The organism is Winogradskyella algicola, from assembly GCF_005869935.1.
Classification (GTDB): domain Bacteria; phylum Bacteroidota; class Bacteroidia; order Flavobacteriales; family Flavobacteriaceae; genus Winogradskyella; species Winogradskyella algicola.
The window spans coordinates 81,245-106,987 of sequence record NZ_SZQF01000002.1 but is presented as its reverse complement, the minus strand read 5'-3'; the positions used below and the strand labels follow the sequence as shown (position 1 = coordinate 106,987).

Annotated in this window: 29 protein-coding genes; 12 read left to right on the top strand and 17 right to left on the bottom strand. The window is 32.7% G+C overall.

The window, feature by feature from the left end:
- The first annotated feature begins 9 nt into the window (after positions 1-9).
- The 3 genes from FC091_RS04985 (at position 10) to FC091_RS04975 (ending at position 4,768) form a co-directional block, all read left to right on the top strand.
- Positions 10-1,911: an outer membrane protein assembly factor BamB family protein gene (locus FC091_RS04985; protein WP_138433173.1), complete on the top strand. Its 1,902-nt coding sequence runs from the start codon at positions 10-12 to the stop codon at positions 1,909-1,911.
- Between the two features lie 205 nt (positions 1,912-2,116).
- The gene (locus FC091_RS04980) at positions 2,117-4,057 is read left to right on the top strand and encodes a tetratricopeptide repeat-containing sensor histidine kinase (RefSeq protein ID WP_171032465.1); all 1,941 of its coding nucleotides are present in this window, start codon (positions 2,117-2,119) and stop codon (positions 4,055-4,057) included.
- Between the two features lie 66 nt (positions 4,058-4,123).
- Entirely contained in the window at positions 4,124-4,768 is a 645-nt protein-coding gene (locus tag FC091_RS04975) for a response regulator (protein ID WP_138433171.1), read from the top strand.
- Positions 4,769-4,835: 67 nt separating this feature from the next.
- Here the strand turns inward: FC091_RS04975 and coaD are convergent, their stop codons facing one another.
- Both coaD and FC091_RS04965 read right to left on the bottom strand, forming a co-directional pair.
- Positions 4,836-5,294: a pantetheine-phosphate adenylyltransferase gene (gene coaD / locus FC091_RS04970; protein WP_138433170.1), complete on the bottom strand. Its 459-nt coding sequence runs from the start codon at positions 5,292-5,294 to the stop codon at positions 4,836-4,838.
- A gap of 35 nt (positions 5,295-5,329) precedes the next feature.
- A complete protein-coding gene (locus tag FC091_RS04965) occupies positions 5,330-6,307 on the bottom strand; it encodes a D-alanine--D-alanine ligase (RefSeq protein ID WP_138433169.1) in 978 nt (325 codons plus the stop codon).
- Positions 6,308-6,459: 152 nt separating this feature from the next.
- Between FC091_RS04965 and FC091_RS04960 the strand changes: the two genes are divergently transcribed.
- From FC091_RS04960 to FC091_RS04945, 4 genes are all read left to right on the top strand, one after another.
- Positions 6,460-7,011, top strand: coding sequence for a PASTA domain-containing protein (locus FC091_RS04960; protein ID WP_138433168.1), 552 nt, complete (start codon positions 6,460-6,462; stop codon positions 7,009-7,011).
- A 3-nt stretch (positions 7,012-7,014) separates the two neighbouring features.
- Positions 7,015-8,049 (top strand): RluA family pseudouridine synthase, encoded by a 1,035-nt coding sequence (locus FC091_RS04955; protein ID WP_171032464.1) that lies wholly within the window; start codon positions 7,015-7,017, stop codon positions 8,047-8,049.
- 272 nt (positions 8,050-8,321) lie between these two features.
- A complete protein-coding gene (gene yaaA / locus FC091_RS04950; protein WP_138433167.1) occupies positions 8,322-9,080 on the top strand; it encodes a peroxide stress protein YaaA in 759 nt (252 codons plus the stop codon).
- On the top strand, positions 9,080-9,769 hold the full coding sequence (locus FC091_RS04945; protein ID WP_138433166.1) for a uracil-DNA glycosylase family protein: 690 nt from the start codon (positions 9,080-9,082) through the stop codon (positions 9,767-9,769). The genes yaaA and FC091_RS04945 overlap by 1 nt, the downstream gene beginning before the upstream one ends.
- Here the strand turns inward: FC091_RS04945 and FC091_RS04940 are convergent.
- The 14 genes from FC091_RS04940 to FC091_RS04880 form a co-directional block, all read right to left on the bottom strand.
- Positions 9,764-10,636, bottom strand: coding sequence for a YitT family protein (locus FC091_RS04940; protein WP_076617325.1), 873 nt, complete (start codon positions 10,634-10,636; stop codon positions 9,764-9,766). The two genes, FC091_RS04945 and FC091_RS04940, sit on opposite strands and share 6 nt — an antisense overlap.
- 220 nt (positions 10,637-10,856) lie before the next feature.
- Positions 10,857-11,276 carry an EF-hand domain-containing protein gene (locus FC091_RS04935; protein WP_138433165.1) on the bottom strand — a complete coding sequence of 140 codons (420 nt, stop codon included), beginning with the start codon at positions 11,274-11,276 and terminating at the stop codon, positions 10,857-10,859.
- Positions 11,277-11,384: 108 nt separating this feature from the next.
- Positions 11,385-11,837 (bottom strand): tRNA (cytidine(34)-2'-O)-methyltransferase, encoded by a 453-nt coding sequence (locus FC091_RS04930; RefSeq protein WP_138433164.1) that lies wholly within the window; start codon positions 11,835-11,837, stop codon positions 11,385-11,387.
- Between the two features lie 57 nt (positions 11,838-11,894).
- Positions 11,895-12,110 carry a hypothetical protein gene (locus tag FC091_RS04925; RefSeq protein WP_138433163.1) on the bottom strand — a complete coding sequence of 72 codons (216 nt, stop codon included), beginning with the start codon at positions 12,108-12,110 and terminating at the stop codon, positions 11,895-11,897.
- A 56-nt stretch (positions 12,111-12,166) separates the two neighbouring features.
- Positions 12,167-12,310, bottom strand: coding sequence for a hypothetical protein (locus tag FC091_RS15185; protein WP_171032463.1), 144 nt, complete (start codon positions 12,308-12,310; stop codon positions 12,167-12,169).
- A gap of 99 nt (positions 12,311-12,409) precedes the next feature.
- Positions 12,410-13,180, bottom strand: coding sequence for a tryptophan synthase subunit alpha (gene trpA / locus FC091_RS04920; protein ID WP_138433162.1), 771 nt, complete (start codon positions 13,178-13,180; stop codon positions 12,410-12,412).
- Positions 13,181-13,262: 82 nt separating this feature from the next.
- Positions 13,263-14,450, bottom strand: a complete 1,188-nt coding sequence (trpB, locus tag FC091_RS04915) for a tryptophan synthase subunit beta (protein ID WP_138433161.1) — start codon at positions 14,448-14,450, stop codon at positions 13,263-13,265.
- Positions 14,451-14,590: 140 nt separating this feature from the next.
- Complete coding sequence (locus tag FC091_RS04910; RefSeq protein WP_138433160.1) at positions 14,591-15,301, bottom strand: phosphoribosylanthranilate isomerase; 711 nt, start codon at positions 15,299-15,301, stop codon at positions 14,591-14,593.
- 58 nt (positions 15,302-15,359) lie between these two features.
- Positions 15,360-16,148: an indole-3-glycerol phosphate synthase TrpC gene (trpC, locus tag FC091_RS04905; protein ID WP_138433159.1), complete on the bottom strand. Its 789-nt coding sequence runs from the start codon at positions 16,146-16,148 to the stop codon at positions 15,360-15,362.
- Between the two features lie 93 nt (positions 16,149-16,241).
- Complete coding sequence (gene trpD / locus FC091_RS04900) at positions 16,242-17,237, bottom strand: anthranilate phosphoribosyltransferase (protein ID WP_138433158.1); 996 nt, start codon at positions 17,235-17,237, stop codon at positions 16,242-16,244.
- A 129-nt stretch (positions 17,238-17,366) separates the two neighbouring features.
- Positions 17,367-17,933 (bottom strand): anthranilate synthase component II, encoded by a 567-nt coding sequence (locus tag FC091_RS04895; protein ID WP_138433157.1) that lies wholly within the window; start codon positions 17,931-17,933, stop codon positions 17,367-17,369.
- A gap of 123 nt (positions 17,934-18,056) precedes the next feature.
- Positions 18,057-19,457 (bottom strand): anthranilate synthase component I family protein, encoded by a 1,401-nt coding sequence (locus FC091_RS04890; protein WP_138433156.1) that lies wholly within the window; start codon positions 19,455-19,457, stop codon positions 18,057-18,059.
- Positions 19,458-19,717: 260 nt separating this feature from the next.
- On the bottom strand, positions 19,718-20,287 hold the full coding sequence (locus FC091_RS04885) for a YceI family protein (RefSeq protein WP_138433155.1): 570 nt from the start codon (positions 20,285-20,287) through the stop codon (positions 19,718-19,720).
- A 5-nt stretch (positions 20,288-20,292) separates the two neighbouring features.
- The gene (locus FC091_RS04880; RefSeq protein WP_138433154.1) at positions 20,293-20,751 is read right to left on the bottom strand and encodes a MarR family winged helix-turn-helix transcriptional regulator; all 459 of its coding nucleotides are present in this window, start codon (positions 20,749-20,751) and stop codon (positions 20,293-20,295) included.
- A gap of 102 nt (positions 20,752-20,853) precedes the next feature.
- Here FC091_RS04880 and FC091_RS04875 point away from each other — a divergent pair, with 102 nt between their 5' ends.
- From FC091_RS04875 to FC091_RS04855, 5 genes are all read left to right on the top strand, one after another.
- A complete protein-coding gene (locus tag FC091_RS04875; RefSeq protein WP_138433153.1) occupies positions 20,854-21,402 on the top strand; it encodes a TlpA family protein disulfide reductase in 549 nt (182 codons plus the stop codon).
- Between the two features lie 7 nt (positions 21,403-21,409).
- Positions 21,410-22,021, top strand: coding sequence for a thioredoxin family protein (locus FC091_RS04870; protein ID WP_138433152.1), 612 nt, complete (start codon positions 21,410-21,412; stop codon positions 22,019-22,021).
- A gap of 128 nt (positions 22,022-22,149) precedes the next feature.
- Positions 22,150-22,461, top strand: a complete 312-nt coding sequence (locus tag FC091_RS04865; RefSeq protein ID WP_138433151.1) for a rhodanese-like domain-containing protein — start codon at positions 22,150-22,152, stop codon at positions 22,459-22,461.
- 29 nt (positions 22,462-22,490) lie between these two features.
- Positions 22,491-22,901 (top strand): rhodanese-like domain-containing protein, encoded by a 411-nt coding sequence (locus tag FC091_RS04860; RefSeq protein WP_138433150.1) that lies wholly within the window; start codon positions 22,491-22,493, stop codon positions 22,899-22,901.
- A 130-nt stretch (positions 22,902-23,031) separates the two neighbouring features.
- Positions 23,032-25,008, top strand: coding sequence for a protein-disulfide reductase DsbD family protein (locus FC091_RS04855; protein ID WP_138433149.1), 1,977 nt, complete (start codon positions 23,032-23,034; stop codon positions 25,006-25,008).
- A 3-nt stretch (positions 25,009-25,011) separates the two neighbouring features.
- Here the strand turns inward: FC091_RS04855 and FC091_RS04850 are convergent, their stop codons facing one another.
- Entirely contained in the window at positions 25,012-25,740 is a 729-nt protein-coding gene (locus FC091_RS04850; RefSeq protein WP_138433148.1) for a nitroreductase family protein, read from the bottom strand.
- Positions 25,741-25,743: the final 3 nt, after the last annotated feature.

The following is a 25,743-nucleotide window of genomic DNA, read 5'->3' as shown; positions in this document are numbered from 1 at the left end:
GTTTGTATAATGAAAACACTATTGACTCAAATTAAAACTTTAATGATGTTAGTATTTTTTGTAAGTACTACATCATTGCTTGCTCAAGAAAATCCAGACCAAAGTTATGATCTTGGAGCAAAGATAAATGAGATGACATTAACAGTAGGCGGTGTGCTTGTTGTAGCTACTAACGATGGTCTTACAGGTATAAAACCAGAGCAGAGCCAGCCAGTATTTACCTTTAACAATTTTGGGAAACTGAAACCAGAAGAAACTAACTTTATTGCAGGATCACCTTACATTGTTGTTTCTCAAGGAGCAGGATCAAAATTTGCAGGTGTTTCAAAAACCAAACGTGCAGTTATAGACTACATGCAAGGTAAAGTGATTTTTAATTCAGATGACGACAGCTGGAACCAGATTTATACATGTGATGTTGTACTACCTCAGAATAAACTTATTGTAAGTGGAATTCAAAAAATAGGAAGCAAAGCCGAGAAGATGACTCCAAAGGTTGCAGTCTATGATCTTAATACATCAAAATTAGATTATAGTTTCTTTTTGGATAAACCAGGACGTGTTGGTGTTGCAAAAGATTTTAGTGTAACAGGAACACCTTTATTATTAAAGGATTTCTTAATTATACCAACAGCTCAAGGTCTAATTGCAAAGTCACACTCAGGAGAAGATCTTTGGACCAATAAAATTAAACGTGTTACTTGGCTGGTAGCAGACAAAACCGAACAAGAAATTTATGGTTTTGAAACTACTACCAACGGAAAAAACACAAGAATACACAAAATTGGTGTTAAAGGTGAAGAACTTTGGGAAGACGACCGAAAAGTAAAAGGGATTGTATCTAAATTTGAAATTTTACCTCAAGGCTTGGCTGTTGTAAGTGATGTTGCAGGTGGAGATGGTGCATTTGCTGCCAAATCCGAATCTAAAATAACCATGTTTAGTGCAGCAACAGGAGAAGACCTTTGGGAAAAGGCACCAAAAACAAAGGGCTATGTGCAGCATTTTTATATCATGGAAGATGGTATTTTGTTTGGAATCTACTCTGGCGGAATAAATAAAATTTCATTTGATGGAAAAACACTGTTTAAAAAACCTTTAAAAACAGGTGAAAATATTATGATGATGGCACACACACCACAAGGATTAATTTATATTACAGGTGAAGATGCAAACATTGTAAATCTAGAAACAGGCGAACAGGTTTGGGACAAACCACTAAAATATAAAAATTCTGCTTCTGTAGCTTCTACTTACGATGCAACTAGCAATAGATACCTTATTGCAGCCGGAAATGTCTTATATGCTATAGATGCTAATTCTGGAGATGTATCAGAGCTTTCTGAAGTGAAATTTGAAGAAAAAGAGTCACCAAATACCATGGAGATAAGAAATGGAAATATCTTTTTAAGCTCTTCTCAAAATCTAATGGCATTAGATAGTAATGGCTCAGAAATGTATCATAAATATTACAAATCTCCAGGTAAAAGTGGATTTATGAAGATTGTTGGTGGAGTTGTAGCAGCAGCATCACTTGTAGCAACAGTCTCTACGGCTTATGCAGCAGGAATGAATAATAATGGTATAGGAATAAATAACTTAAGAAATTATAACGACTATGGAAAAGAAGCCAAGCGTGCTTCTGATATGTTTGCCTCTATAGCAGGTGCATCTTTTGATATGATGTCTCAACGTTTTAAAGCGTCTGCTGCTACAGAAGATTCACAATTTGTTTTAACAAAATTAGATAGTGGAGTAGGCTTGGTTAAAGTAAATAAAGACACTGGCGAAATAGATAAAGAAATTTTGCTAAAAGACAAAAAGCCAGAGTATAAAGTAGATGATTATGGTGGTTATCTTTACTACAAGGCAAATGACAAAACCATTTATGCGTATAATCTTAAAAAATAAAAATCATCGTTAAGGTGTGTTGAGATTAAGCGTAGCAATATTAGTTACGCTTAATCTTCTTAAAATGTGTCTTAATCGAATAAAAATCAGATTATTAATAAAAACCTATATATTGATAATGCTATTAATCAATTTCTTTAAAAAAGCACCAGTTATACTAACTACGATACGTAGAATATTTCTGGTGCTTTTTTTATTAAATTTTATGAAGAAAAAATTCATCCTTTTACTGTGTTTCTTTTTTAGCCTAGTAACTTACTCTCAAAATCTAGATAGTTTACTTACCGTTGCACGCCAAACAAAAAACGATTCTGTTAAAATTAGAATGTACAATAAAATAGCTTTTGGGTATATTTTTAATAATACAGACATGGCACTTAAAGTACTTAATGAAGGAAAAGAATCTGCCAAGGCTGCAGGTTTTAATTTCGGTCTAACAGAGTTAGTAAATACTTATGGTATATATATGGATGTTACTGGTAAATCGGACTCTGCAGCTTATTATTTTGAAAAGGCACTAACGATGAGTAGAGATTTTGGGTTTAAGAACATTGAATCCATGTGTATCAATAATTTGGGAATGTTTAATTGGAATAGAGGCAACTACGATGAAGCTTTAGATTACTTCTTTCAATCCTTAAAAATGGATGAAGCTCAACAAAGTGAAAAATCCACATCCACATCATTAAATAATATTGGGCTTATTTATCAAGAAATGAATCTTAACGGCAAAGCTCTTGAATATCATAAAAAAGCATTAAAGGTCAGGGAAAAGTATAACCTTGAAAATGAGCAAATAGCATCACATAACAACATAGGTATTAACCTAAAGGATTTAGGTAGAATAGATGAAGCGATATTGTCTTATAAAAAAGGATTAGCGTTGGCCAAAAAACTCGATAACCGAATAGAGTACTATAAAATTTTAGATAATCTGGCTAATGCATACTACGATAAAGGGAATAAAGATTTAGCATTAGAAACATATTTAGAAGCTTTAAAAAAGAAAGAAAATTATAATGGTGATGAGCGTGGAATGCTCTCTACGTACAATAATATAGCAACACTTTATAACGAAAAAAGTTTACCAAAAATAGCCAAACATTACGTAGGAGAAGGCTTTAATTTGGTAAAGAAATATCCAGAAATAGAATTGGTTTCCGCAGATTTGTACTTAACACTCGCAGAAAGCAATTACATGCTTGGAAACTACGACAAAGCCAGACAGCAAAAGCGAACCTATATAAAATTAAAAGACTCAATATTCTCAGAAAAAAATGCCCAAAAAATAGCAGATTTAGAAGTAAAATATGAAACTGAAAAAAAGGAAAAAGAGATTCTTATACAACGTGCAGAATTAGCAGAGCAAGATTTGGTCATTCAGAAGCGAAACTATCAACTATACGGATTAGCCCTGTTAACATTAATACTAGGCTTAGTAGGTTTCCTGTTCTACAACCAACAGAAGCTAAAAAATCATCAGCTACAAAAAGAAAATGAGCTTAAAGACGCTTTAATAAAAATTGAAACTCAAAATAAGCTACAGGAACAGCGTTTGCGTATTAGTAGGGATTTGCATGATAATATAGGAGCACAACTCACTTTTATTATTTCATCTATAGACAATTTAAAATATGGCTTTGATATTAAAGATGAAAAGCTAACTCATAAACTTAAGACGATAAGCGATTTTACATCAGGCACTATTTATGAATTAAGAGATACCATCTGGGCAATGAATAAGGATAAAATTACTTTTGAAGACTTACAGATTCGTATCTCAAATTTTATAGATCATGCAAATCTTGCTGCCCAGAACATAAAATTTAATTTCAATGTAGAGGATTCAGTAGATAATACTATGGCTTTCTCTTCTGTAAAGGGCATGAATATTTATAGAATAATACAAGAAGCTATAAATAACGCTGTTAAATATGCAGATGCATCAACCATAAATGTCAATCTTTCAAAAATTGATAATAAGATGTTTATTAGTATAAAAGATAACGGAAAGGGCTTTGATGAAAATAACGTAAAACTTGGTAACGGAATAAATAATATGAAGAAACGTGCTGATGATATTAATGCACAATTTGCAATACAATCTAGTATTAATGAAGGCACAGACATAATATTACAGGTATAAATACGATAAAGTGCGTATAGTATTTAACAATTTTTTTGAGGATATTTAAAATCTAATAAAAACCAAATGATTACAAGAATAGCTATAGTAGACGATAATACTTTTCTTATAAGAGCAGTCGAAGAGAAACTTTCTTTTTTTGAAGATTTAGAGGTTAGGTTTATAGCTATGAATGGCAAGGATCTTCTTATAAAATTAGAAGAAAACAATAATGTAGATTTAATACTAATGGATATTGAAATGCCTGTAATCAATGGTATTGAAGCTACAGAACAGGTAAAACAAAAGTATCCTCATATTAAGATTATAATGCTTACTGTTTTTGATAATGACGAAAACATTTTTAATGCTATAAAAGCAGGAGCAGATGGCTATTTATTAAAAGAAATTAATGCAGGAGACTTACATTCTGGTATTTTAGAAACTTTGAATGGAGGTGCAGCAATGAATCCTTCTATAGCTTTAAAAACACTAAAACTTCTTAGAAACCCTTTTGTTGAAGAAAAAGAAAAAGAGGAAATAAAATTAACGAGTAGAGAAGTAGATGTTTTAGAGCAATTAAGTAAAGGCTTAAGCTATAATGCGGTTGCAGAAAATTTAATCCTTTCTACAGGAACTATTAGAAAGCATATTGAGAATATTTATCGCAAGCTACAAGTTCATAACAAATTAGAAGCTGTACAAAAAGCTAAACGAAATAATATTATTTGACTACAATAAATAATTGTTACCATCCTGAACTTGTTTCAGGATCTCAAGATAAAACAAGTTTAAATTTTTAAGATTTTACCCTAACACTCTCAGGAACTAAAACTGTATAATCACCATTATTTCTAATAACATCTCTTACTATAGAAGATGAGATGTAAGAGGTTTTGGCAGCTGTTAAAAGAAAAACCGTTTCAATTTTCGAGAGCTTTCTATTAGTATGTGCAATCGCTTTTTCAAACTCAAAATCAGCAGGATTTCTTAGACCTCTTAAAATAAATTTAGCATTTATTTCTTTGCAATAATCTACGGTAAGGCCTTCATATGTAGTAACTTTTACTTTTGGTTGGTTTTCAAATGCTTTTTCAATAAAGGCTTTACGTTCTTCTAACGAAAACATATATTTTTTATCAGCATTTATACCAATAGCAACCACAACTTCATCAAAGAGTTTCACACCTCGTTTAATAATATCGTAATGTCCATTGGTTATTGGGTCAAAAGATCCAGGAAAAAGCGCACGTTTCATTTATGATACTTCTTTTGTTGTCTCAAAGATAGTTATTAATTCTTCATAGCTTCATCAATAGCGTTACTAAACAAATCTGCCATACTTATGCCAGCAGCTTCGGCTTGTTGCGGTAAAATACTTTCTTTAGTTAATCCAGGTACAGTATTTACTTCGAGAAGATGAGGTTCATCATCTTTAAAAATAAATTCACTTCTAGAAAACCCTGCCATACCTAAAACTTTATATATTTTCTTGGCTACAGTTTCAACTTTAGTTTTATAGTCTTCAGAAATTCTAGCAGGCGTTATTTCTTGAGATTTACCTTCATATTTAGCTTGATAATCAAAAAAGTCATTTTCAGATACAATCTCTGTTATTGGTAGAACAGTAATTTTACCTTTATACGAAATCACACCAACGGAAACTTCCGTACCTTCTAAAAACTGCTCAATAATTATTTCATTATCTTCCTTAAATGAGTTTTCAATTGCAGCTTTTAAATCTTCTTTTTTATACACTTTAGAAATGCCAAAACTACTACCAGCTTTATTGGCTTTTACAAAACAAGGTAGGCCAACTTTAGTTATTATAGCATCTTCATTAATAGCATCTCCTAGATTAAGGTAATAGCTTTCAGCTGTTTTAATGCCATAAGGTTTTAATGTTGATAGTAGGTCTCGTTTGTTAAACGTTAACGCTGCTTGATACATGTTACAGCTGGTTTGCGGTATATTGAGTAATTTAAAATAAGCTTGCATGTAGCCATCTTCGCCAGGTGAGCCATGAATGGCATTAAAAACACAATCAAAATTAATTTTACTGTTATTCACCATAACTGAAAAGTCATTTTTATCAATTGGGAATTCGTTATCATTTTCATCAACGTAAACCCACTTGTTTTTAAAAATATGGATGCGATATGCGTTGTACGATTCTTTATCTAAAGTTTCGAAAACAACATTGCCACTCTTTAACGAAATCTGATATTCGCTAGAGTAGCCTCCCATAATTATGGCGATATTTTTTTTCATATTTAAGACCTAAAAACTAGGCAATGTAAGTTGAACAAGATATAACGTAAAAGTATCATTTATTTTCAATAATCTAAATGAAACACAGCACACGTATATTAATTTTATAACGTTAGATTATTTATTTAGATTTGTCAACAAGATAACAGCCTATGAGTATTGTGAAATTTTTAACCAGTAAAGTGTTTTTTAAGCAATTAGCATTGGCTATTGTTGCAATTGTTGTTTTATGTTTACTAATCTTGACATCTCTAAAAAGTTGTACTAACCATGGTGAGTTTGTAACAGTACCTGACTTAAAAGGAAAATCATTAGAAACTGTTGAAATAGAATTAAATGACAACGATTTAAGAATGGAGATTCAAGATTCTGCAAATTATAATCCTAATTATCCCAAGTATTCAGTGATAGAGCAAAACCCTGTGGCAGGTGCACAGGTAAAAGAGAATAGAAAGATTTATTTAATTCTCAACCCTTCTGGTTACCGTAAAGTCGAGGTTCCAAATATTTTAAAACGTACCTTTAGACAAGCAAAACCTCAGTTAGAAGCACTAGAGTTTAAAATAGGAAACATTACTTACATTGATAACATCGGAAAGGATGTTGTTTTAGGTCTAAAACACAAAGGAAAAACCTTAAAACCAGGTACACTATTACCGCTAACATCTACAATAGATGTAGTGTTAGGAAATGGAAAGCGCTAAAATATGGCAGATATCGTAGATATGTCTGAGGCAGAAGACGAGCTTTATGAGCATTATGCTTTTAAGGTTGAGAAAGGACAGCAACCACTTCGTATTGATAAATACCTAATGAATTTTGTTGAAAATGCCACACGAAATAAAATTCAACAAGCAGCAAAAGACGGCAGTATTTTTGTAAACGGAACACCTGTAAAATCCAATTACAAGGTAAAACCAAACGATCATATAACTGTAAAATTCGAGCATCCACCACATGAGTATTTGTTGGTTGCAGAGGATATTTCTATTGATATAGTTTATGAAGATGATGAGTTGTTGGTGGTTAATAAACCTGCAGGTATGGTAGTGCATCCTGGTCATGGTAATTATTCTGGCACATTAATCAATGGATTAATCTATCATTTTGAAAATTTACCAAACAATTCTAGCAATCGTCCTGGTTTGGTACATCGTATAGATAAAGATACAAGCGGACTTTTAGTAGTTGCTAAAACCGAACATGCTATGGCACATTTGTCTAATCAGTTTGCAGAAAAAACTAGTGAACGCGAATATGTGGCTATAGTTTGGGGAAATATTGAAGAAGAAAGCGGAACGGTTGAAGGTAATATTGGTCGTCATCCCAAAAACCGACTTCAAAATACGGTTTATGAAGGAGACGAAGCTTATAAAGGGAAACCAGCAGTAACACATTATAAAGTTTTAGAACGCTTAGGTTATGTTACCTTGGTGAGTTGTAAGCTCGAAACAGGGCGTACGCACCAAATCCGTGTACACATGAAGCATATTGGGCACACGCTTTTTAATGACGAGCGTTATGGTGGAGAAAAAATCTTAAAAGGCACAACCTTTACCAAGTATAAGCAATTTGTAGAAAACGCATTTAAGGTATTGCCGAGACAAGCACTCCACGCTAAAACCCTTGGTTTTGAGCACCCAACAACTGGCGAATGGTTAAGCTTTTCAACCGAAATACCTGAAGATATGCAGCAGTGCATAGAGAAGTGGAGAAGCTATACCAAGCATCAAAGTCAGTAAGGACGTAAGTTTTTTATCATGCTGAATTTATTTCAGCATTTTATTAAATTTTAGAACGAGATTCTGAAACAACACTTCGACTGCGCTCAGTGTGACAGTTCAGAAAGACAATTTACATTGGACTTTTAAGGAATAGACATTCCTTATTGAACTATCTAGATTAGTTGTTGATAATACTTGAAACTATTCTAATTACATCGTATTTTTACTCTTGAATGAAATTGTTTAATTAATGCGTTTCCCGTTGTTATGGGAACGACAAAATAGTGTCGATGAAACTAATACTATCACCAGCAAAATCTTTAGATTACGAAAGCAAATTGCCAACTACAAAAACTTCTGAAGGTTGTTTTTTAGCAGAAGCAGAAAGACTAAATAAGTTACTGAAAAAGAAGTCTGCAAAGAGTTTGTCTAAACTCATGCATATTTCAGACAATTTAGGTCAGCTTAATTATGAGCGTAACCAAGAATGGGAATTACCATTTACAAAAGATAATGCCAGGCAAGCCATTTATGCTTTTAATGGCGATGTGTATAGAGGTTTAGACGCTTATACAATTGACACAGAAAAGTTGGATAAGGTACAGGATACGGTTCGTATAATTTCTGGTTTGTATGGTATTTTAAAACCTTTGGATTTAATACAGCCGTACCGATTAGAAATGGGAACGAAAATGCCTGTTGGTAAGAATAAAAATCTTTACGATTTTTGGCAAAAGAAAGTGACTAAAGCACTTAATGACGAGTTGGACGAAGACGAACTGTTTTTAAATCTTGCTAGTAACGAGTACTCAAAAGCCGTGGATAAAAAAGCATTGAAAGTACCTGTAATTGATGTAAACTTTAAAGAGTTTAAAGATGGTAAGTATAAAACCATTGCCATTTTTGCAAAATTAGCGCGTGGATTAATGACAAGGTACATTATTGACACAGATGCAAAAACATTAGACGACGTTAAAGGGTTTAACTATGAAAACTATGGTTATAGCGAAGAATTATCCTCTGAAAAAGAGCTAGTGTTTACGAGATAGTGTTTCTTCACAAACATCCATATTCACCATTTATAAACCATGATACCGAAAAACTAATTGTTGGCACTTTACCACCTCCAAGATTTTCTACAGGAGATTTATTAGAACAAGATGTTGATTTTTGTTATGGAAGTTATTACAATTCGTTGTGGCTGTTTATAGAGAAGATTCATAACCTTAATTTTAGATACGACAATTCTGAAGAAGCCATAACACAACGCAAACAGTTTTTGATTAAAAACAAAATAGGTGTTTGCGATATTGTAGCATCATGCGAACGTGAAAAAATTGATGCCTCAGATTTAGGAATGAATAATGTGAAATTGAGAGACCTTGTTGGTTACATAAAACACTATCCAAATATTAAAACAATCTTATTCACAGGTGGGAACAGCAAAAATGGACCAGAATATTTCTTTAGAAAGCATTTAAGAGACTACAAGTTAAAACTTGAATTAGTTACCAATGAAGTGCCAAGAATCCATAAATTTACGCTATGTCATCCTGAACTCGCTTCAGGATCTCCTAAAGAGCATGAGAGAACTATAAAAACCGTCTCACTAACTTCAGCATCTGGAGCAGCGAATATATCAATAAGCAGACTACCATTATATAGACAGTTAAAGGCCAGTAATCCTGAGTTTAATACGTTTGATTTTAGAGTGATGCAATATTCTGAGTATTTATAACTTAGGTAGTACTTTGTTCTTTTTCTTATCAAGATAATGACGTAGAACACCACCTTTTACAGTATTAACATCAAACTCAACAATAAAAGCTTTTGGATCTATCTTATCGACAACACGATACAATTTTTTTATATCTATACGATTAACAATAGTATGTATAATGTCAAAGTCTTCTGTTTTTCCAGAACTGCCTAAGCCTCTTGTTCCTTTATAAAGTGTCATACCAGTACCCAATTCTTCTGTTATAGCAACTTCAATTGCTTCAAATTTTTTTGAAACAATAGTCACACCAATAAAATCTTCAAATCCTTCTATGATTAGATCTGTAACTTTTGCAGTCACGATGTAGGTTAATATGGAGTAGAGCGCAACTTCTACTGAAAGTACCAACGCGGTAATACTAAATAAAACTATATTGAAAATTAAGATAATTTGGCCAATACTAATACCAAATTTATCATTTAGATAAATACCCAAAATTTCAGAACCGTCTAAAACAGAACCATTTCTTATGGCAATCCCGATACCAGCTCCAAGAAATAAACCACCAAAAATGGATATTAAGAGCTTATCCTCTGTAATTGTACTAAAGTTTTCAAATTGAATAAAAAGCGCTAAGCCTAGAATACTAATTATGGATTTTATGACAATTCGTTTTGAAACCGTATAAAAACCTAAGATTAAAAAAGGTATGCTGAAAAGTATCAGTAGTATAGAAATATTAATGTCTAAAACAGAACTTATTAAAAGTGCGATACCAGTAACACCACCATCTAAAAAACCATTAGGCAATAAAAAAGCTTTTAAACCAATACTTGCTAATATGATACCAAAAATAATTTGAACATATTCTGAAATAATTTTCATGGATTTTGCGTGTTTCAATAATTCCTATTTTTATTAAAACTAAAAGGTACAAAATCAAAACAATTAATTGGTTAAAAAAGAAAGAAGCTACCTAAAAAGTTAATGTTTTGTCAATCTGAACTCGTTTCAGATTCTTAAAAAAAATCAGCTTGTTGAGATTCTGAAATAAATTCAGAATGACCAGATTCTCCTACTTTTTAGATAGCCTCTTAAAATACATTTAGTGTTTACCATGCTTGCGCTTTGGTCTTTCTTTTTTATGGTTTTCTACAAAGGCTTTATACTCGTCTAAATCAATAGTTCCGTTACCATCCTTGTCCATTTCTGAAAAACGTTCTTCAATGCGTTTTTGCTTCATTACTTCTTTTCTGGCAGTAAATTCTTCTTCTGATAATGAGCCATTAGAATCGGTGTCTAATTCTTTAAAGTGTTCGCCAATTGTTTCTTCCTTTATTTCTTCTCGCTGACGTTTGTCTTTAAATTCATCTAATGATAATGCGCCATCATCATTAGCATCTAATTTTTGAAATAACTCTTCAGGACTTGGTTTGTGTTTACGTTGTCTTTCTTGTGCCTCTGTAAATGATACAGCGCAAATTGCGATAACTAATACGCCTAATTTTAATGTTTTTGAAATCATATTTTTTTGTGTTTAAATACTGAAACACGCTCAGTATATGTTAATGAACACTACTATGACTTCCTAGTTTTAAAAGCGTTTAATTGTTAGGTTTATTTTGTGATATTTTTAACGAAGTTGCCTTAGACCTTCGTATACGATAATGCTCACGGCATTTGATAGATTAAGACTTCTAATGTTTTCACTGTACATTGGTATTTTGAACAAGTCTTCTTTTCGTTCTTTAATTAAAGGTTTTGGAAGACCAACAGATTCTTTACCAAAAACAAGAAACATATCATCTTCAAAATTAATATCCCAATGCGATTTGGTGCCATGACTGCTCAGAAAAGCCATTTTTTTATCTTCATTTTGGTTGAAGAATTCTTCTTTGTTTTCGTAATAAATAACTTCAAGATGTTGCCAATAATCAAGTCCAGCACGTTTTAGGCGCTTGTCATCAATTTCAAAACCAAAAGGTTTTACCAAGTGCAGTCGAGATCCTGTAGCCAAAGCTAAACGACCAATATTGCCTGTGTTGTTTGGTATTTCGGGTTCTACAAGGACAATGTTTAATGCCATAATAATTGTCATTCTGAACTGTCACACTGAGCGCAGTCGGAGTGTTGTTTCAGAACCTTACTTTTTAAGTTTAACGATTATCAATCTCAACAATAATACAAAAGGAAATCCATGGAGCAATACATCAAAATAATCCATTGCAGTCATACCATTAGCACCTCCTATAAGCCATCTTAGCTTACCAACAATATGTGGCTCTGGGAAAAATGGAGCTAAGCCAAGTGTTAGACATAGAAGAATAACTAATTTCCAGTCGTTTATTATTTTTTTCATATAAGAAAGCCTGTTCAAAGATATGAACAGGCTCTATTATTTTTATGGTTTAATCCTTATTTTTTCTTCTGTTGATCCTTAATGGTACTTTCATCAATATCAAATTCATTTGTTGATTGATTGACATTACCAGTAGGATTTGTTGGATTGTTTTGTTCTTTTGTTGGTTTAAACTTTCTCTTATCTGCTATAATTCCCATAATTTATTTGTTTTTTGTGTTCTTTTTTAATTTAAGGAATTATAGCATTTTTAGGTCCCAAAAGCATCTTAAAATCTAAGTTTTAATTGTTAAAAACTATTAATTCTTGCCAAGTATAGGGTTAACAAAGTTGTTTAAATAGTTTATCCCGTTTTCAGAAATATATTTAATAAAAGCGCTACCAATAATAGCACCTTTGGTATGAGTTATAGCTTGGGTGAATGTGTCGTTATTTGATATTCCGAATCCAACAATTTGCGGATTGTTTAAGTTCATTTTTGAAATACGTTCAAAATAATTGGTTTGTGTTTCTCCAAACCCAGATTGCGCACCGGTTGTACTCGCAGAGCTTACCATATAAATAAATCCATTTGAAATAGAATCGATATATCTAATACGTTCTTCTGAAGTTTGAGGTGTAATTAAAAACACATTGATAAGACCATATTTTTCAAAGATAGCTTTGTATGCCTCGTCATAAACATCTGCAGGTAAATCTGGAAGAATTAATCCATCGATACCGATCTCTTGGCATTTTTTACAAAAGGCTTCAACACCATATTGCAACACAGGATTAAAATAGCCCATAATGATTAACGGTATCGATACAGACTGCCGTATATCCTTAAGTTGTTCGAATAGTTTTTCAGTAGTCATACCATTTTTTAGTGCAGCTGTCGAGCTGGCTTGTATGGTTGGTCCATCAGCAAGTGGATCGCTAAAAGGTAGGCCGATTTCAATCATATCAACACCACTTTGTTCTAAATTTTGAATAATAGAAACGGTATCATCAATATTTGGGTAACCTGCTGTAAAGTATATAGACAGTAGTTTTTTGTCTTCGTTTAGTTTTTGGTTTATTCTGTTCATTTTATGCCTGCGAAAGCAGGTATCTTTTTAATTAAACTCTAACTTCAATTCATAAGATGCTGAATCTAGTTCAGCATTCGGACTAAAGTCCGAAATAATCAATATAGTTTTGTAAATCTTTATCACCACGGCCAGATAAGCTGATGACAACAATATCTTCTGGTTTAAAGGTCTTGTGTTTAAATACAGCTAAAGCGTGGCTTGTTTCTATGGCTGGTATTATACCTTCTAGCTTGGTCAATTCTAATCCTGCTTGCATGGCTTCGTCATCTGTTGCAGAGTAAAATTCACCACGACCAGATTTGTATAAATGCGAATGTAATGGACCAACACCAGGATAATCTAATCCTGCAGAAATAGAGTAAGGTTCTGTGATTTGACCATCGTCAGTTTGCATTAATAAGGTTTTGCAACCATGAATTATACCTTCTTTGCCTAATGCTGAAGTCGCAGCGCTTTCACCAGTATGAATGCCTTTACCTGCAGCTTCAACAGCAATGATACCAATGTTTTCATCGTCTAAAAAGTGATAATATGTGCCTGCAGCATTACTGCCGCCACCAATACAAGCCACCACATAATCAGGATTTTCTTTACCTTCTTTTTCTTTGAGTTGCCATTTTATTTCTTCTGAAATAACAGATTGAAATCGCGTCACCATATCAGGATAGGGATGTGGACCAATAGCTGAGCCAATAATGTAATGTGTATCAACTGGATTATTAATCCAATCCCTAATCGCTTCGTTGGTTGCATCTTTTAGTGTTCTACTTCCTGACAATGCAGGTCTCACTTCTGCACCTAGCATTTTCATACGAGCAACGTTTGGAGCTTGTCTGGCAATGTCAATTTCTCCCATGTAAACAATACATTCCATTCCCATTAGTGCACAAACTGTGGCTGTAGCAACACCATGTTGTCCTGCACCAGTTTCGGCAATAATTCTGTTTTTGCCCAAGCGTTTTGCCATAAGAATTTGTCCTATGGTATTATTAACCTTATGTGCACCAGTGTGATTGAGATCTTCACGTTTTAAATACACCTTGGTATTGTACTTTTCAGAAAGGCGTTTGGCAAAATAGAGAGGGGAAGGACGACCAACATAATCCTTAAGTAATTGATTAAACTCTTCTTGAAAAGATGGTTCTGCCATTACTTTTAGATAGTTTTGGCGTAGTTCTTCTACATTAGGGTAGAGCATTTCTGGAATAAAGGCACCACCAAATTCACCGTAGTAACCCTTGTCGTTGATGTTGTATGTGTTTTTCATAGTTTTTTGTTAGCCTGAACTGTCACACTGAGCTTGTCGAAGTGTTGTTTCAGGATCTTATTTTATTTTGTCAGATCGAATTAAATCTGATGGAATTTTATATCAGAACCAAATACTTCTCGATACAATTTTTTCATTCTTCAAAAATCACTCGAAGTGACGTATTTTTTAAATTCTTCTAGTTCTTCAAAAGCCTTCAAACCAGGCTTAATTTCAAATTTGCTATTGATGTCTATAGCATAGCAATATTTAGATTCCTGCCTTCGCATGAATGACAAAACCTTGTCCATTTCTTCTAAGCCAATACCACCACTTAAAAAATATGGTTTTGTTGATGGATACGCTTTTAATACATCCCAATTAAAGGTGTATCCGTTTCCACCAGGTAATTTTCCTTTGGTGTCGAATAGAAAATAATCTACTACATCTTCATAAGGTTGCAGTTGACTAAAGTCGAATTTATCTTTGATGCTGAAGACTTTGATGATTTCAATTGGTCTGTCATTGCGAGTCCTGACGCTTTTTGTCAGGGCTTGGCAATCTGTCTCTTTTGATGAGATTACTTCGTCGCTCCGCTTCTCGTAATGACGTTTTAGGATTTTACAATAATCAGGAGATTCATTACCATGCAACTGAATCGCATCAAGTCCAAATTTTTTAATTTTCTGAATAATAACGTCAATTGTTTCATCAACAAAAACACCAACTTTTTTGATTGACTTTGGCAAATCTGGAATGACACCTTCAAAATTACGAGGTGATTTGTCGTAAAATATAAAGCCAAGATAGTCTGGTTGCAGTGCTGCAACTTCGGCTGTATTATATTTCATTCCACAGATTTTGATTTTCATAATTTCTGTCATTGCTGCAAAGGCAGGAATCTTTGTTTTGTTTTAGACATGCTAGGTTTTAAAAACCTGCTAGGTCTTTTATAAATTTTGTTGCACTCTCTCCTGGATTATCAGTTTTCATAAAATTTTCACCAATTAAAAACCCTTTATAACCATAAGGTTGTAATTCCTTTATGGCTTCAATAGAACTGATACCACTTTCTGAAACTTTTACAAAATCATCTGGTATGTGGTTGCTCAATGTTTTTGATGTTTCTAAGCTTACTTCAAAAGTTTTTAAATTTCTATTATTAACTCCTAACATATCAATAGATGGCATAATGGATTTTTGAAGCTCTTCTAAATCATGAACCTCAAGTAAAACATTTAGCTTTAAGCTTTTCGCGAATTCTGAAAATTGCTTTATTTCTTCCTTAGTCAGGATTGCAGCAATCAATAAAATGACATCTGCACCGTAAGCTTTGGCTTCTAAGATTTGATAGGTGTCAATAATAAATTCTTTGCGTAATAGTGGCAAATTGCAACTGGCTCTAGCTAATAATAAATCGTCTAAAGAACCACCAAAATATTTTCCATCTGTAAGCACAGACATGCCACAAACACCAGCATCTTCATAACCCTTAGCAACATCTTGCACATCCAAGTTTTGGTTGATCACAGCTTTAGATGGTGAACGTCTTTTATGTTCTGCAATAATACCAGAAGTGCTGTTTTTTAGACTTTTAGAAAGTGAAATTGTTGATCTTTCAAAAAGCACTGAAGTTTCCAATTGTTTTAAAGGAATCAGGCTTTTTCGAAGTGCAACTTCTTTGCGTTTGTCAATGACTATTTTATCTAGGATGTTCATGTTTCAGTATTCAGTATTCAGTGTTCAGTGTTCGGTACTAAGTATTTAGCAATCAGTGTATTATGTTCTTATTACTTACTATACACAGATTTCTTATTTATCGCTCAACGTAATCAATTTTTCAAGGCTAGATTTTGCAAGACCACTTTTTAAGGATTCTTCAGCCATTGCAATACCTTCTTTGTGTGTAATTTGTTTTACCGTTGCTATGGCCAAACCAGCATTTGCGCAGACTACGTTATTTTGAGCTTTGGTTCCCTTTCCGTTAATAATTTTTTTGAAAATTTTAGCTGCTTCTTTTACAGTAGATCCGCCATAAATATCTGAAGCATCGATTTGTTCTAAGCCAATGTCTTGAGCTTCAAATAAAGTTTCGGAAGTATTGGTAATTGTTTTTGTTTTTCCCGTTAACGAAATTTCATCATAACCATCCAAAGCATGTACTATAGCGTAATTTTTATCAGTTTCTTGGTATAAATAACCATAGAGTCTGAGTAATTCTAAATTAAAAACTCCAACCATTTGATTTTTTGGAAATGCAGGATTTACCATTGGACCTAGCATATTAAAAAAGGTTTTTACACCAAGCTCCTTACGTATTGGTGCCACATTTTTCATGGCAGGGTGAAAAAGAGGTGCATGCAAAACACAAATGCCTGCTTTATCTAAACTGCGTTTTAAAAAATCGATGTCATTAGAAAATTTTATACCTAAATGCTCCATAACGTTAGAGGATCCTGATGCAGATGAGACACCATAATTTCCATGTTTTGTTACGTGTACTCCAGCACCAGCAGTGACAAACGAGGATAGGGTTGATATATTAAACGTATTTTTACCATCACCACCTGTACCACATAAATCAATAGTATTATAACCATCTAATTCAACAGGAATACATAGTTCTAATAAGGCATCTCTAAAACCACGAAGTTCTTCTGTAGTAATACTTCGCATCATGTAGACGGTTAAAAAAGAAGCAATCTGGCTTTGATTGTATACACCACTTGAAATATTCACTAAAACGCTTTTGGCTTCTTCTGCTGAGATGCTTTCTTGATTTATTAGTCTGTTTAAAATTTCTTTCATAGGCCTATCCCTAACCCTTTCCGAAGGAAAGGGAATTTAGTTTGTTTAATTAAATATTATTTAAGTCAATTTTTTCCATCTTTTTGTCTTTTTAAGTCCTTCCCTTTGGGAAGGATTTAGGAAGGGCTTTTAACTATTCACCCAATTTTCTAAAATCTTTTTCCCATCAGGTGTTAATACAGATTCGGGATGATATTGTACACCCTTTACATCATAAACTTTGTGCCTTAATGACATAATTTGCCCATTGGTATCAAATGAAGTAGCTTCTAATACCTCTGGTAAATTGTTGCTCACTACCCAAGAGTGATATCTGCCAACTTCAAAGGTTTTATCTATGCCTTTAAATAATGGCTCATCATCAACAGAAAGCGTTACATGTGTTGCAACACCATGATAAACTGTATCTAGATTTTCTAGTGTGCCACCAAAAACTTCACCAATAGCTTGTTGTCCTAAACAAACACCGAGTATACTTTTTGTTGGTGCGTATTTAGTAATAATGTCTTTTAAAAGTCCGGCTTCTTCTGGTATTCCAGGACCAGGTGAGAGCACTATTTTATCAAATGCATCTACGTCTTCAAGTGTTAATTTGTCATTTCGTTTTACAGTGACTTCACAATTTAAGTCTTCTAAATAATGAACTAAATTGTAAGTGAAACTATCGTAATTGTCGATTACTAAAACCTTTTTCATAAGCCTATCCCTAACCCTTTCCAGAGGAAAGGGAATTTGTTTTTTGATATATTAATATTTGTTTTTATTGTCATCCTTAATCAATTTTTCACTAATCACTAATCACTAATCACTAATCACTAATCATATTTCTTTAGCAAGTTCAATAGCTTTTGTTAAAGCACCTAACTTATTATAGACTTCCTGTAGTTCGTTTTCCGGACTGGATTTTGCGACCAATCCGGCACCTGCTTGCCAGAATAGTTTGTGGTTTTTACTTAAAAATGTTCTAATCATAATGGCATGGTTAAAATTGCCTTCAAAATCCATAAAACCAATAGCACCACCGTAAAAACTACGGCTTGTTTTTTCGTATTTTTCTATGAGTTGCATTGCCATGTGTTTTGGTGCACCACTCAATGTTCCTGCAGGGAATGTATCTGCCACGATTTGCATAGTATCAGTTTCTTTATTTTTGGTTCCAGTAACCTTGCTTACTAAGTGAATAACGTGCGAAAAGAATTGCACCTCTCTGTAATTTTCTACCGTAACATTAGAACCATGCCTACTAAGATCGTTTCTTGCGAGGTCAACCAACATTACATGTTCGCTGTTTTCTTTGTCGTCGTTAATAAGCTTTTCTGCCAGTTCTGCATCTTTAAGGTCATTTCCTGTTCGTTTAAAGGTACCTGCGATAGGATGTATTTCGGCTTTCCCTTCTTTAACGATTAGTTGTGCTTCTGGCGAACTTCCGAAGATTTTAAAACTTCCGTAATCAAAATAGAATAGGTAAGGGGAAGGGTTAATGCTTCTTAATGCTCTGTACACATTAAATTCATCTCCACTAAATTCTTGGGAAAATTGTTTAGATAATACCAGTTGAAAGACATCGCCTCTGGCACAATGTTTTTTAGCTAGATCAACATGGTGTTTATATTCTTCATCGGTTAGGTTAGATTGAATATCTCCTTTTTCATTGAAGTTATAAGATGCATATTGCCTTGTCTGAATAATTTGATGTATCTCATCAATATTATTATCAGTATCAAAACAATGTGCAAAAATGTAAGCTTCGTTTTTAAAATGGTTAATGGCAATGATGTTTTGATATACAGCATAATAAATATCTGGAATATCAATAGAATTTTCTTTCTTAGAAATTTCAATATCTTCAAAATACTTTACGGCATCGTAAGCGGTATAGCCAAAGATGCCGTTATTTATAAATTTGAAGTCTTCATTAGAATCTACCTTAAATCGTCGGGTAAATTTGTTGATTTCTTCTACCACACCTATAGATTCTGCAAAGTTGTTTTTAGAACTTCCGTCTGGATAAGTTTGTGAAATTAAACCATCCTTAACTTTAATGGAAGCAATTGGGTTGCAACAGATATAAGAAAAACTATTGTCATTGGCATGATAGTCGCTACTCTCTAGCAAAATGCTATTAGGAAATTTATCTCTAATCTTAAGATAAATGCTTACGGGAGTAATGGTATCTGCAAGTATTTTTTTGTAATGTGTGTATAGACTGAATGTTTTCATTTATGATTTAAAATTAAAAAAGGCTTGTCGTGAATGACAAGCCTTTTTCTATAATATTACATACAAGGTTTCTTTCACGAACGCGCGTTTGCAAAATTCCACCACCAAGTATGATTTGTTATTGTTTTCATTGATGCATCAAATATAGAAATGAAAATCTTTATTTCAAACTATATCATAAAAAAGATTCTTGTCTTCATGTAAATTATTTACTAAGACAAGAATCTTTATAACAAGGATTACTATTAATCCTCAGGGAATTAAAACTTTAATTCTACGTTTATATCAAATTCATCATAGATAGCTTTATCTTTTAATGTTTCTAATAATGAAGGCGATTTGTAAGTGATTTTGTGCTTTGTTCTGTCGATTTTTAAATTTGCGGTTGCAGAGTTTTCAGTAACAGTCATAGGAAAAGAAATAGATTCTGTTATTCCTTTTATGGTAATGTCGCCTTTAACATTGTATTCTCCGTTGTCACCACTCACCGAAGTGATTGTTAAAGTCGCTGTTGGATATTCTTCTACACCGAAGAAATCATCGGATTTTAAATGACCATCTAACTTCGCTTTATAGTCACCAGATAAATCTGTAGTGTTAATAGAAGTCATGTCGATAGTAAAAGTGCCACCTTCTAAAGCCTCTCCATTAAATGATAAAGAACCTTCTTTTAGTTTAATTGTTCCTTCGTGCTCACCACCAACTTTGTAACCTTTCCATGTTACTTTACTTGTTGATACATCTACTTTTTTGTCTTTTAAGATTGTAAATGACATAAAAGATAATGCTAAGACAAATAGCATGGCGAATTTTGAATTTCTGTTTTTCATAATAATTATTTGTTTTTAAGTTTTATTAAAAGTTTATTTAATTGTTCTAGTTCTTCGTGTGTAAGATTATTGGTTAACTTGTTTTCAGTAGCCTCTACAATTGGATCAACTTCTTTTAAAGCATTTAGGCCGTTTTTTGTAATTATTATTTCAACCTTTCTACGATTGGTTGGGCATATATTACGATCTACAAATCCCTTTTTTATAAGCTTATCTACCAATCGTGTTGTATTACTCATTTTACTAACCATGCGTTCTTGAATGTCTTGAAGATTGATAGGATTTCCCTTTTGACCTCTCAGTATCCTTAAAACATTAAATTGTTCTATAGATAAATCATAAGGTTTTAATTGTAGTAGAATTTCGTCTTTAATCCACATGGATGTGTGAAAAATATTAATAATACTTGCTTTGGCTAAAGGTATATCTGCGTTAGATTTTAATATTTTTTTTAACTCTTCCATATACAATAATTGTATATACAAATATATGGTCTTGTTTTATATTTACAATTAATATTTTGTTAATTATTCAATCTTAAATAATTCTATTAATAACTTTATAAAATGAAGCGATTAATCATATTATCTCTTTTAATTATTTGTTCTTGTAAGAACAAGGACAAGGATGTAAGTTTATCAGATAAATCTAAGAGTGTTTTAATTACAGAAAAGAAAACCAAGAACACTGTAGATTTTGATTTAGAAATTTATGACTACGATGGCTTAGAACCATTAATCAATAAAAGCGACGATAAAGTACATGTGGTTAACTTTTGGGCAACTTGGTGTGCTCCTTGTGTAAAAGAATTACCATTTTTTGAAGAAATTAACCAAGAGTATAAAGATAAAAATGTAGAGGTGCTTTTAGTAAGCTTAGATTTTCCGAGGAATTATGAATCTAAATTGATACCATTTATTGCGAAAAGAGATTTACAGTCAGAAGTTGTAGCCTTTGATGATGTAGATCAAAATAAGTGGATACCTGCAATTCATAAAGACTGGTCTGGTGCTATACCAGCTACAATAATCTATAATAAAGAAAAACGACTGTTTTATGAAAGGTCGTTCACTAAAGAAGAATTAGAAACAGAACTAAAACAATTTTTAAATTAATAAGACTATGAATACACTAAAATTACTTGCAGTAATGGTGTTAACGCTTACACTATCTGCTTTATCTTTAACCACAGAAGAAGGTGGTTATAAAATTGGTGATGTTGCCACCGATTTTAGTTTAGAAAATATTGACGGTAAAATGGTGTCTTTGTCAGATTTTAAAGACGCAAAAGGTTTTATTGTAGTTTTTACTTGTAACACTTGTCCATATGCTGTAGCTTATGAAGATAGAGTAGAAGCTCTAAATAAAAAATATGCATCTAAAGGTTATCCTGTAATTGCAATTATGCCAAACAACACAGATGTAAAACCTGGTGACAATATGGAAGCTATGAAGGCAAGAGCAAAAGCAAAAGGATTTACCTTTCCGTACTTAATGGATAAGGGTCAAAAAATATATCCGCAATATGGTGCTACAAAAACACCACATGTATATTTATTAGAAAAAACTAAAAAAGGAAATATTGTTAAGTACATTGGTGCTATAGATGACAATTATAAAGATGCTAGTGCAGTAAAAACTAAGTATGTAGAAAATGCTGTAGACGCTTTATTACAAGGTAAAGAAATTGAAGTTAAAGAAACACGCGCAATTGGTTGTACCATAAAAGTTTAGGTATAATAGAACTGTAAAAAAAACAGAAAATATGTTAAAATTAAATCCGAAGTTGTAACACTTCGGATTTTTTTACGTCTATATCATAAGGAAATGTTAATTTTGTCTAATCAAAATTGCTAAAAAAATTGAATTTATCTCAAAAAGATTGGACAAAACAACTAGAGGAAGACAATAATTCTGTTGTTTTAGATGTTAGAACGCAAGACGAAGTTAATGAAGGCATTATCCCAAATGCTATTCATATAGACATATACAGAGGTCAAGGTTTTATCCATGAAATAGATCAATTAGATAAATCCAAGAATTATTATGTATACTGTAAATCTGGAGGTAGGAGCGCACAAGCATGTGCCATAATGAATCAATTGGGTTTTAAAAATGCTTATAATTTGGTTGGAGGTATCACAGATTGGCAAGGCGAGGTAACCTTTAAGTAATAAAATTAATCTAAAAAAGCTGTTTGCATATGAAAAGATTAGTAATAATAGGCTGTTTGTTAATGGCTGTTAGTTTTGGTACGAGCTGCGTGGACAGCAAAATAGAAGATGCTGAGGTAAAACTTGTAACCGCAGAAGAGATGCAATCTATACTAGAGTTAGAAGATGTGCAATTAGTAGATGTTCGTACTCCAAAAGAGCATGAAGAAGAGCGCATAGCTAATTCTCAAAATATAGATTATAATTCTCCTACTTTTGAAGAAGACATAGCAAAATTAGATAAAGCAAAACCTGTAATTTTATATTGTAAAGGTGGTGTAAGAAGTGCAAAATGTGCGCGAAAACTTAAAGATGCTGGCTTTCAGAAAATTTATGATTTAGAAGGTGGACTTTCAAAATGGAAGCATTCAGATAAACTAAAGATTGAAGTAAAGTCATAAAAATTAAAACCGAACATTTGTTCGGTTTTTTTTATTCCTTGGTCATAATTCTTAAGGTTTTTATAAATTAGACGACTCTTAAGAAAAAATAAAAGCGCAAAGTTTACATTTGCCTATTAATGCTTTATTTATGACAGCAAAAAAAGTCTTTCTATTTAGCCTACTATCCTTATTTTTTTCATTCAATTTATTTTCTCAGGAATTAGAACCTGTTAAATGGGATTATGAAGTTGAAAAAGTTTCTGACACAGAATTTATACTAATTTTTAAAGCCAATGTAGATAAAGGTTGGTATATCTACTCACAAGAGCAACCATCTGAAGAAAGCTTTGCTCCAACAACCTATTTTGAATTTCAAAATGTTGAAGGTAACTATCAATTAGAAGGAAAAACCTCCGAACCAGATGTGCCAACAATTTATGATAAGATTTTTCAAGAAGAAGTAAAAAAGTTTAAAGACGAGGTTATTTTTAAGCAAAGAGTAAGCCTAATTAATAAAGACTTAAAACAGATTGACGTCAAGGTAGATTATCAAACCTGTGATGATTCAAAATGTATACCTAGTGATTTTCTATTTAATTTTTCTTTAGATGGTTCAGAAATCGTTAAAGAAGACATTGTTATTGACGAAAAAAGTAAACAGCTATCAGAAGGTCTTAACCTAAACGTAACGGGTTGGGATAATTACAAAGCGGAAGTTATTGAAGAGAAAAGTAATCTATCAATTTTCTTTCTTGGTTTTATAGGAGGTTTAATAGCCTTGTTGACTCCATGTGTATTTCCTATGATTCCTTTAACGGTTTCATTTTTTACAAAAAGTGCAGGTGACCCAAAAAAGGGCTTGTTCAACTCGTTATTATATGGATTCTTCATCTTTTTAATCTATGCTCTGTTAAGTATTCCATTTCATTTACTAGATACTTTAGATCCTGGAATTTTGAATAACATTTCAACAAACGTTACGCTTAATCTTATCTTCTTCGCTATTTTTATTGGATTTGCTTTTTCCTTTTTTGGATACTACGAATTAACCCTACCACAATCATGGAGTGCTGCTATGGATAGTAGAGCAAATAAAATTGGAGGTTTTATCGGTATCTTTTTTATGGCGCTAACACTTGCAATTGTGTCATTTTCGTGTACAGGTCCAATCTTAGGAACGCTTTTGGGTAGCTCATTAACAGCAGATGGTGGTGCAACTCAACTTACCATGGGAATGAGTGGTTTTGGTTTAGCCTTAGCTTTACCTTTTACGCTTTTTGCAATGTTTCCAAAGTGGTTAAATTCTTTACCAAAATCTGGTGGTTGGTTAAATACCGTCAAAGTTGTTTTAGGATTTATAGAATTGGCATTAGCACTTAAATTTTTATCTAATGCAGATTTAGTTCAACATTGGGGACTTTTAAAACGTGAAATATTTATCGGAATTTGGATAATAATAGGCATAGGATTGTCCTTGTATCTATTTGGAAAAATTAAGTTTCCACATGATGGTTCTTTGCAAAAATTGAGTAAAGGAAGATTAACTACAGCGTTTTTAGTAATAGCTTTTGTCATTTACTTAGTACCGGGATTAACCAATACAAAATGGGCGAATTTGAAGCTGCTAAGTGGTTTTCCTCCACCAATGTTTTATAGTATTTATGAAAAAACATCAGAGTGTCCTCTAGACCTTAATTGCGATAAAGATTTAGAGAGTGGTTTGGCATTAGCTAAGGCAGAAAACAAACCAATTTTATTAGACTTTACAGGTTGGGCTTGTGTAAATTGCCGTAAAATGGAAGAACAAGTTTGGAGTACATCCCAAGTGTATGATATTTTAATGGAAGACTATGTTATCATTTCGCTTTATGTGGATGATAAAAAGAAACTACCAGAAGATGAGCAATTTCAATACTTAAGAAGTAATGGGACTGTAAAAGAAATAGAAACTGTTGGTGACAAGTGGCAAACACTACAAACTATTAATTTTAAGAACAACTCTCAGCCATATTACGCATTACTAGATCATAATTTTGAATTGCTAAATTCTACAAAAGCATACGAGCCAGATGCAGATGCTTATTACGAATGGTTAAAAACCGGTTTAGAGAATTTTAGGAAGTAGTAATTATACTTCAAAATAAACATCTTCAAACGGAACTCTAAAACGAGGACCGTAGATGCCTTTGTCGTCTCTAATGCCGCAGCCAATAATCATGTTGATTTCAGCACCTCTAGGAAGATTTAAGATACGTTTTACTCTAAGTGTGTCACTACCTTCCATAGGGCAGGTATCATAACCGATAGCAGCCATACTAGTCATAAAATTTTGAGCAGCTAAACCAGCACTTTTATGTGCTACAATACGCATATCGCTTTGTCTAACTTGCCTGTAAATAGGTTTAAAAAGTCCAACAATCTGAAAGATGATATATTTTAGAATTCCAAGAACACCAAAAAAGTCAGCATAAACTGTTGGTATTAATTTCTTGTAATAGTTGGTAGCCATCTTTTTTCGTTTTGATTCTCGTTCAGTTAGATTTTCTTTATCATATACCTTATTTAAAAAGGCAACATTGGCCTTAGCGCGTTGTCTCCATAGATCTTTTCTGGTAATCACAACAACTAATTGCTGCGCTGTTTTTGCTGCACTTTGGTTAAAACAAGCTTTAGCTAATTTTTCCAATACATCTTTATTAGTGATATGATAAAATTCCCAAAGTTGAAGATTACTGCTTGTAGGTGCTAAAGAAGCATTAACCAAGCACTGTTTTACCTTGTTTGTATCAATAACTTCATCTTTATATACACGTGTAGATCTTCTATACGCTATAGCTTCAGAAACCGTTTTTTCCATTTA

Excerpts from the sequence above, each read along its gene's own strand:
- FC091_RS04985 (WP_138433173.1), top strand. The coding sequence starts at position 10 with ATGAAAACACTATTGACTCAAATTAAAACTTTAATGATGTTAGTATTT.
- FC091_RS04980 (WP_171032465.1), top strand. The coding sequence starts at position 2,117 with ATGAAGAAAAAATTCATCCTTTTACTGTGTTTCTTTTTTAGCCTAGTA.
- FC091_RS04975 (WP_138433171.1), top strand. The coding sequence starts at position 4,124 with ATGATTACAAGAATAGCTATAGTAGACGATAATACTTTTCTTATAAGA.
- coaD (WP_138433170.1), bottom strand. The coding sequence starts at position 5,294 with ATGAAACGTGCGCTTTTTCCTGGATCTTTTGACCCAATAACCAATGGA.
- FC091_RS04965 (WP_138433169.1), bottom strand. The coding sequence starts at position 6,307 with ATGAAAAAAAATATCGCCATAATTATGGGAGGCTACTCTAGCGAATAT.
- FC091_RS04960 (WP_138433168.1), top strand. The coding sequence starts at position 6,460 with ATGAGTATTGTGAAATTTTTAACCAGTAAAGTGTTTTTTAAGCAATTA.
- FC091_RS04955 (WP_171032464.1), top strand. The coding sequence starts at position 7,015 with ATGGCAGATATCGTAGATATGTCTGAGGCAGAAGACGAGCTTTATGAG.
- yaaA (WP_138433167.1), top strand. The coding sequence starts at position 8,322 with ATGAAACTAATACTATCACCAGCAAAATCTTTAGATTACGAAAGCAAA.
- FC091_RS04940 (WP_076617325.1), bottom strand. The coding sequence starts at position 10,636 with ATGAAAATTATTTCAGAATATGTTCAAATTATTTTTGGTATCATATTA.
- FC091_RS04935 (WP_138433165.1), bottom strand. The coding sequence starts at position 11,276 with ATGATTTCAAAAACATTAAAATTAGGCGTATTAGTTATCGCAATTTGC.
- FC091_RS04930 (WP_138433164.1), bottom strand. The coding sequence starts at position 11,837 with ATGGCATTAAACATTGTCCTTGTAGAACCCGAAATACCAAACAACACA.
- FC091_RS04925 (WP_138433163.1), bottom strand. The coding sequence starts at position 12,110 with ATGAAAAAAATAATAAACGACTGGAAATTAGTTATTCTTCTATGTCTA.
- FC091_RS15185 (WP_171032463.1), bottom strand. The coding sequence starts at position 12,310 with ATGGGAATTATAGCAGATAAGAGAAAGTTTAAACCAACAAAAGAACAA.
- trpA (WP_138433162.1), bottom strand. The coding sequence starts at position 13,180 with ATGAACAGAATAAACCAAAAACTAAACGAAGACAAAAAACTACTGTCT.
- trpB (WP_138433161.1), bottom strand. The coding sequence starts at position 14,450 with ATGAAAAACACATACAACATCAACGACAAGGGTTACTACGGTGAATTT.
- FC091_RS04910 (WP_138433160.1), bottom strand. The coding sequence starts at position 15,301 with ATGAAAATCAAAATCTGTGGAATGAAATATAATACAGCCGAAGTTGCA.
- trpC (WP_138433159.1), bottom strand. The coding sequence starts at position 16,148 with ATGAACATCCTAGATAAAATAGTCATTGACAAACGCAAAGAAGTTGCA.
- trpD (WP_138433158.1), bottom strand. The coding sequence starts at position 17,237 with ATGAAAGAAATTTTAAACAGACTAATAAATCAAGAAAGCATCTCAGCA.
- FC091_RS04895 (WP_138433157.1), bottom strand. The coding sequence starts at position 17,933 with ATGAAAAAGGTTTTAGTAATCGACAATTACGATAGTTTCACTTACAAT.
- FC091_RS04890 (WP_138433156.1), bottom strand. The coding sequence starts at position 19,457 with ATGAAAACATTCAGTCTATACACACATTACAAAAAAATACTTGCAGAT.
- FC091_RS04885 (WP_138433155.1), bottom strand. The coding sequence starts at position 20,287 with ATGAAAAACAGAAATTCAAAATTCGCCATGCTATTTGTCTTAGCATTA.
- FC091_RS04880 (WP_138433154.1), bottom strand. The coding sequence starts at position 20,751 with ATGGAAGAGTTAAAAAAAATATTAAAATCTAACGCAGATATACCTTTA.
- FC091_RS04875 (WP_138433153.1), top strand. The coding sequence starts at position 20,854 with ATGAAGCGATTAATCATATTATCTCTTTTAATTATTTGTTCTTGTAAG.
- FC091_RS04870 (WP_138433152.1), top strand. The coding sequence starts at position 21,410 with ATGAATACACTAAAATTACTTGCAGTAATGGTGTTAACGCTTACACTA.
- FC091_RS04860 (WP_138433150.1), top strand. The coding sequence starts at position 22,491 with ATGAAAAGATTAGTAATAATAGGCTGTTTGTTAATGGCTGTTAGTTTT.
- FC091_RS04855 (WP_138433149.1), top strand. The coding sequence starts at position 23,032 with ATGACAGCAAAAAAAGTCTTTCTATTTAGCCTACTATCCTTATTTTTT.
- FC091_RS04850 (WP_138433148.1), bottom strand. The coding sequence starts at position 25,740 with ATGGAAAAAACGGTTTCTGAAGCTATAGCGTATAGAAGATCTACACGT.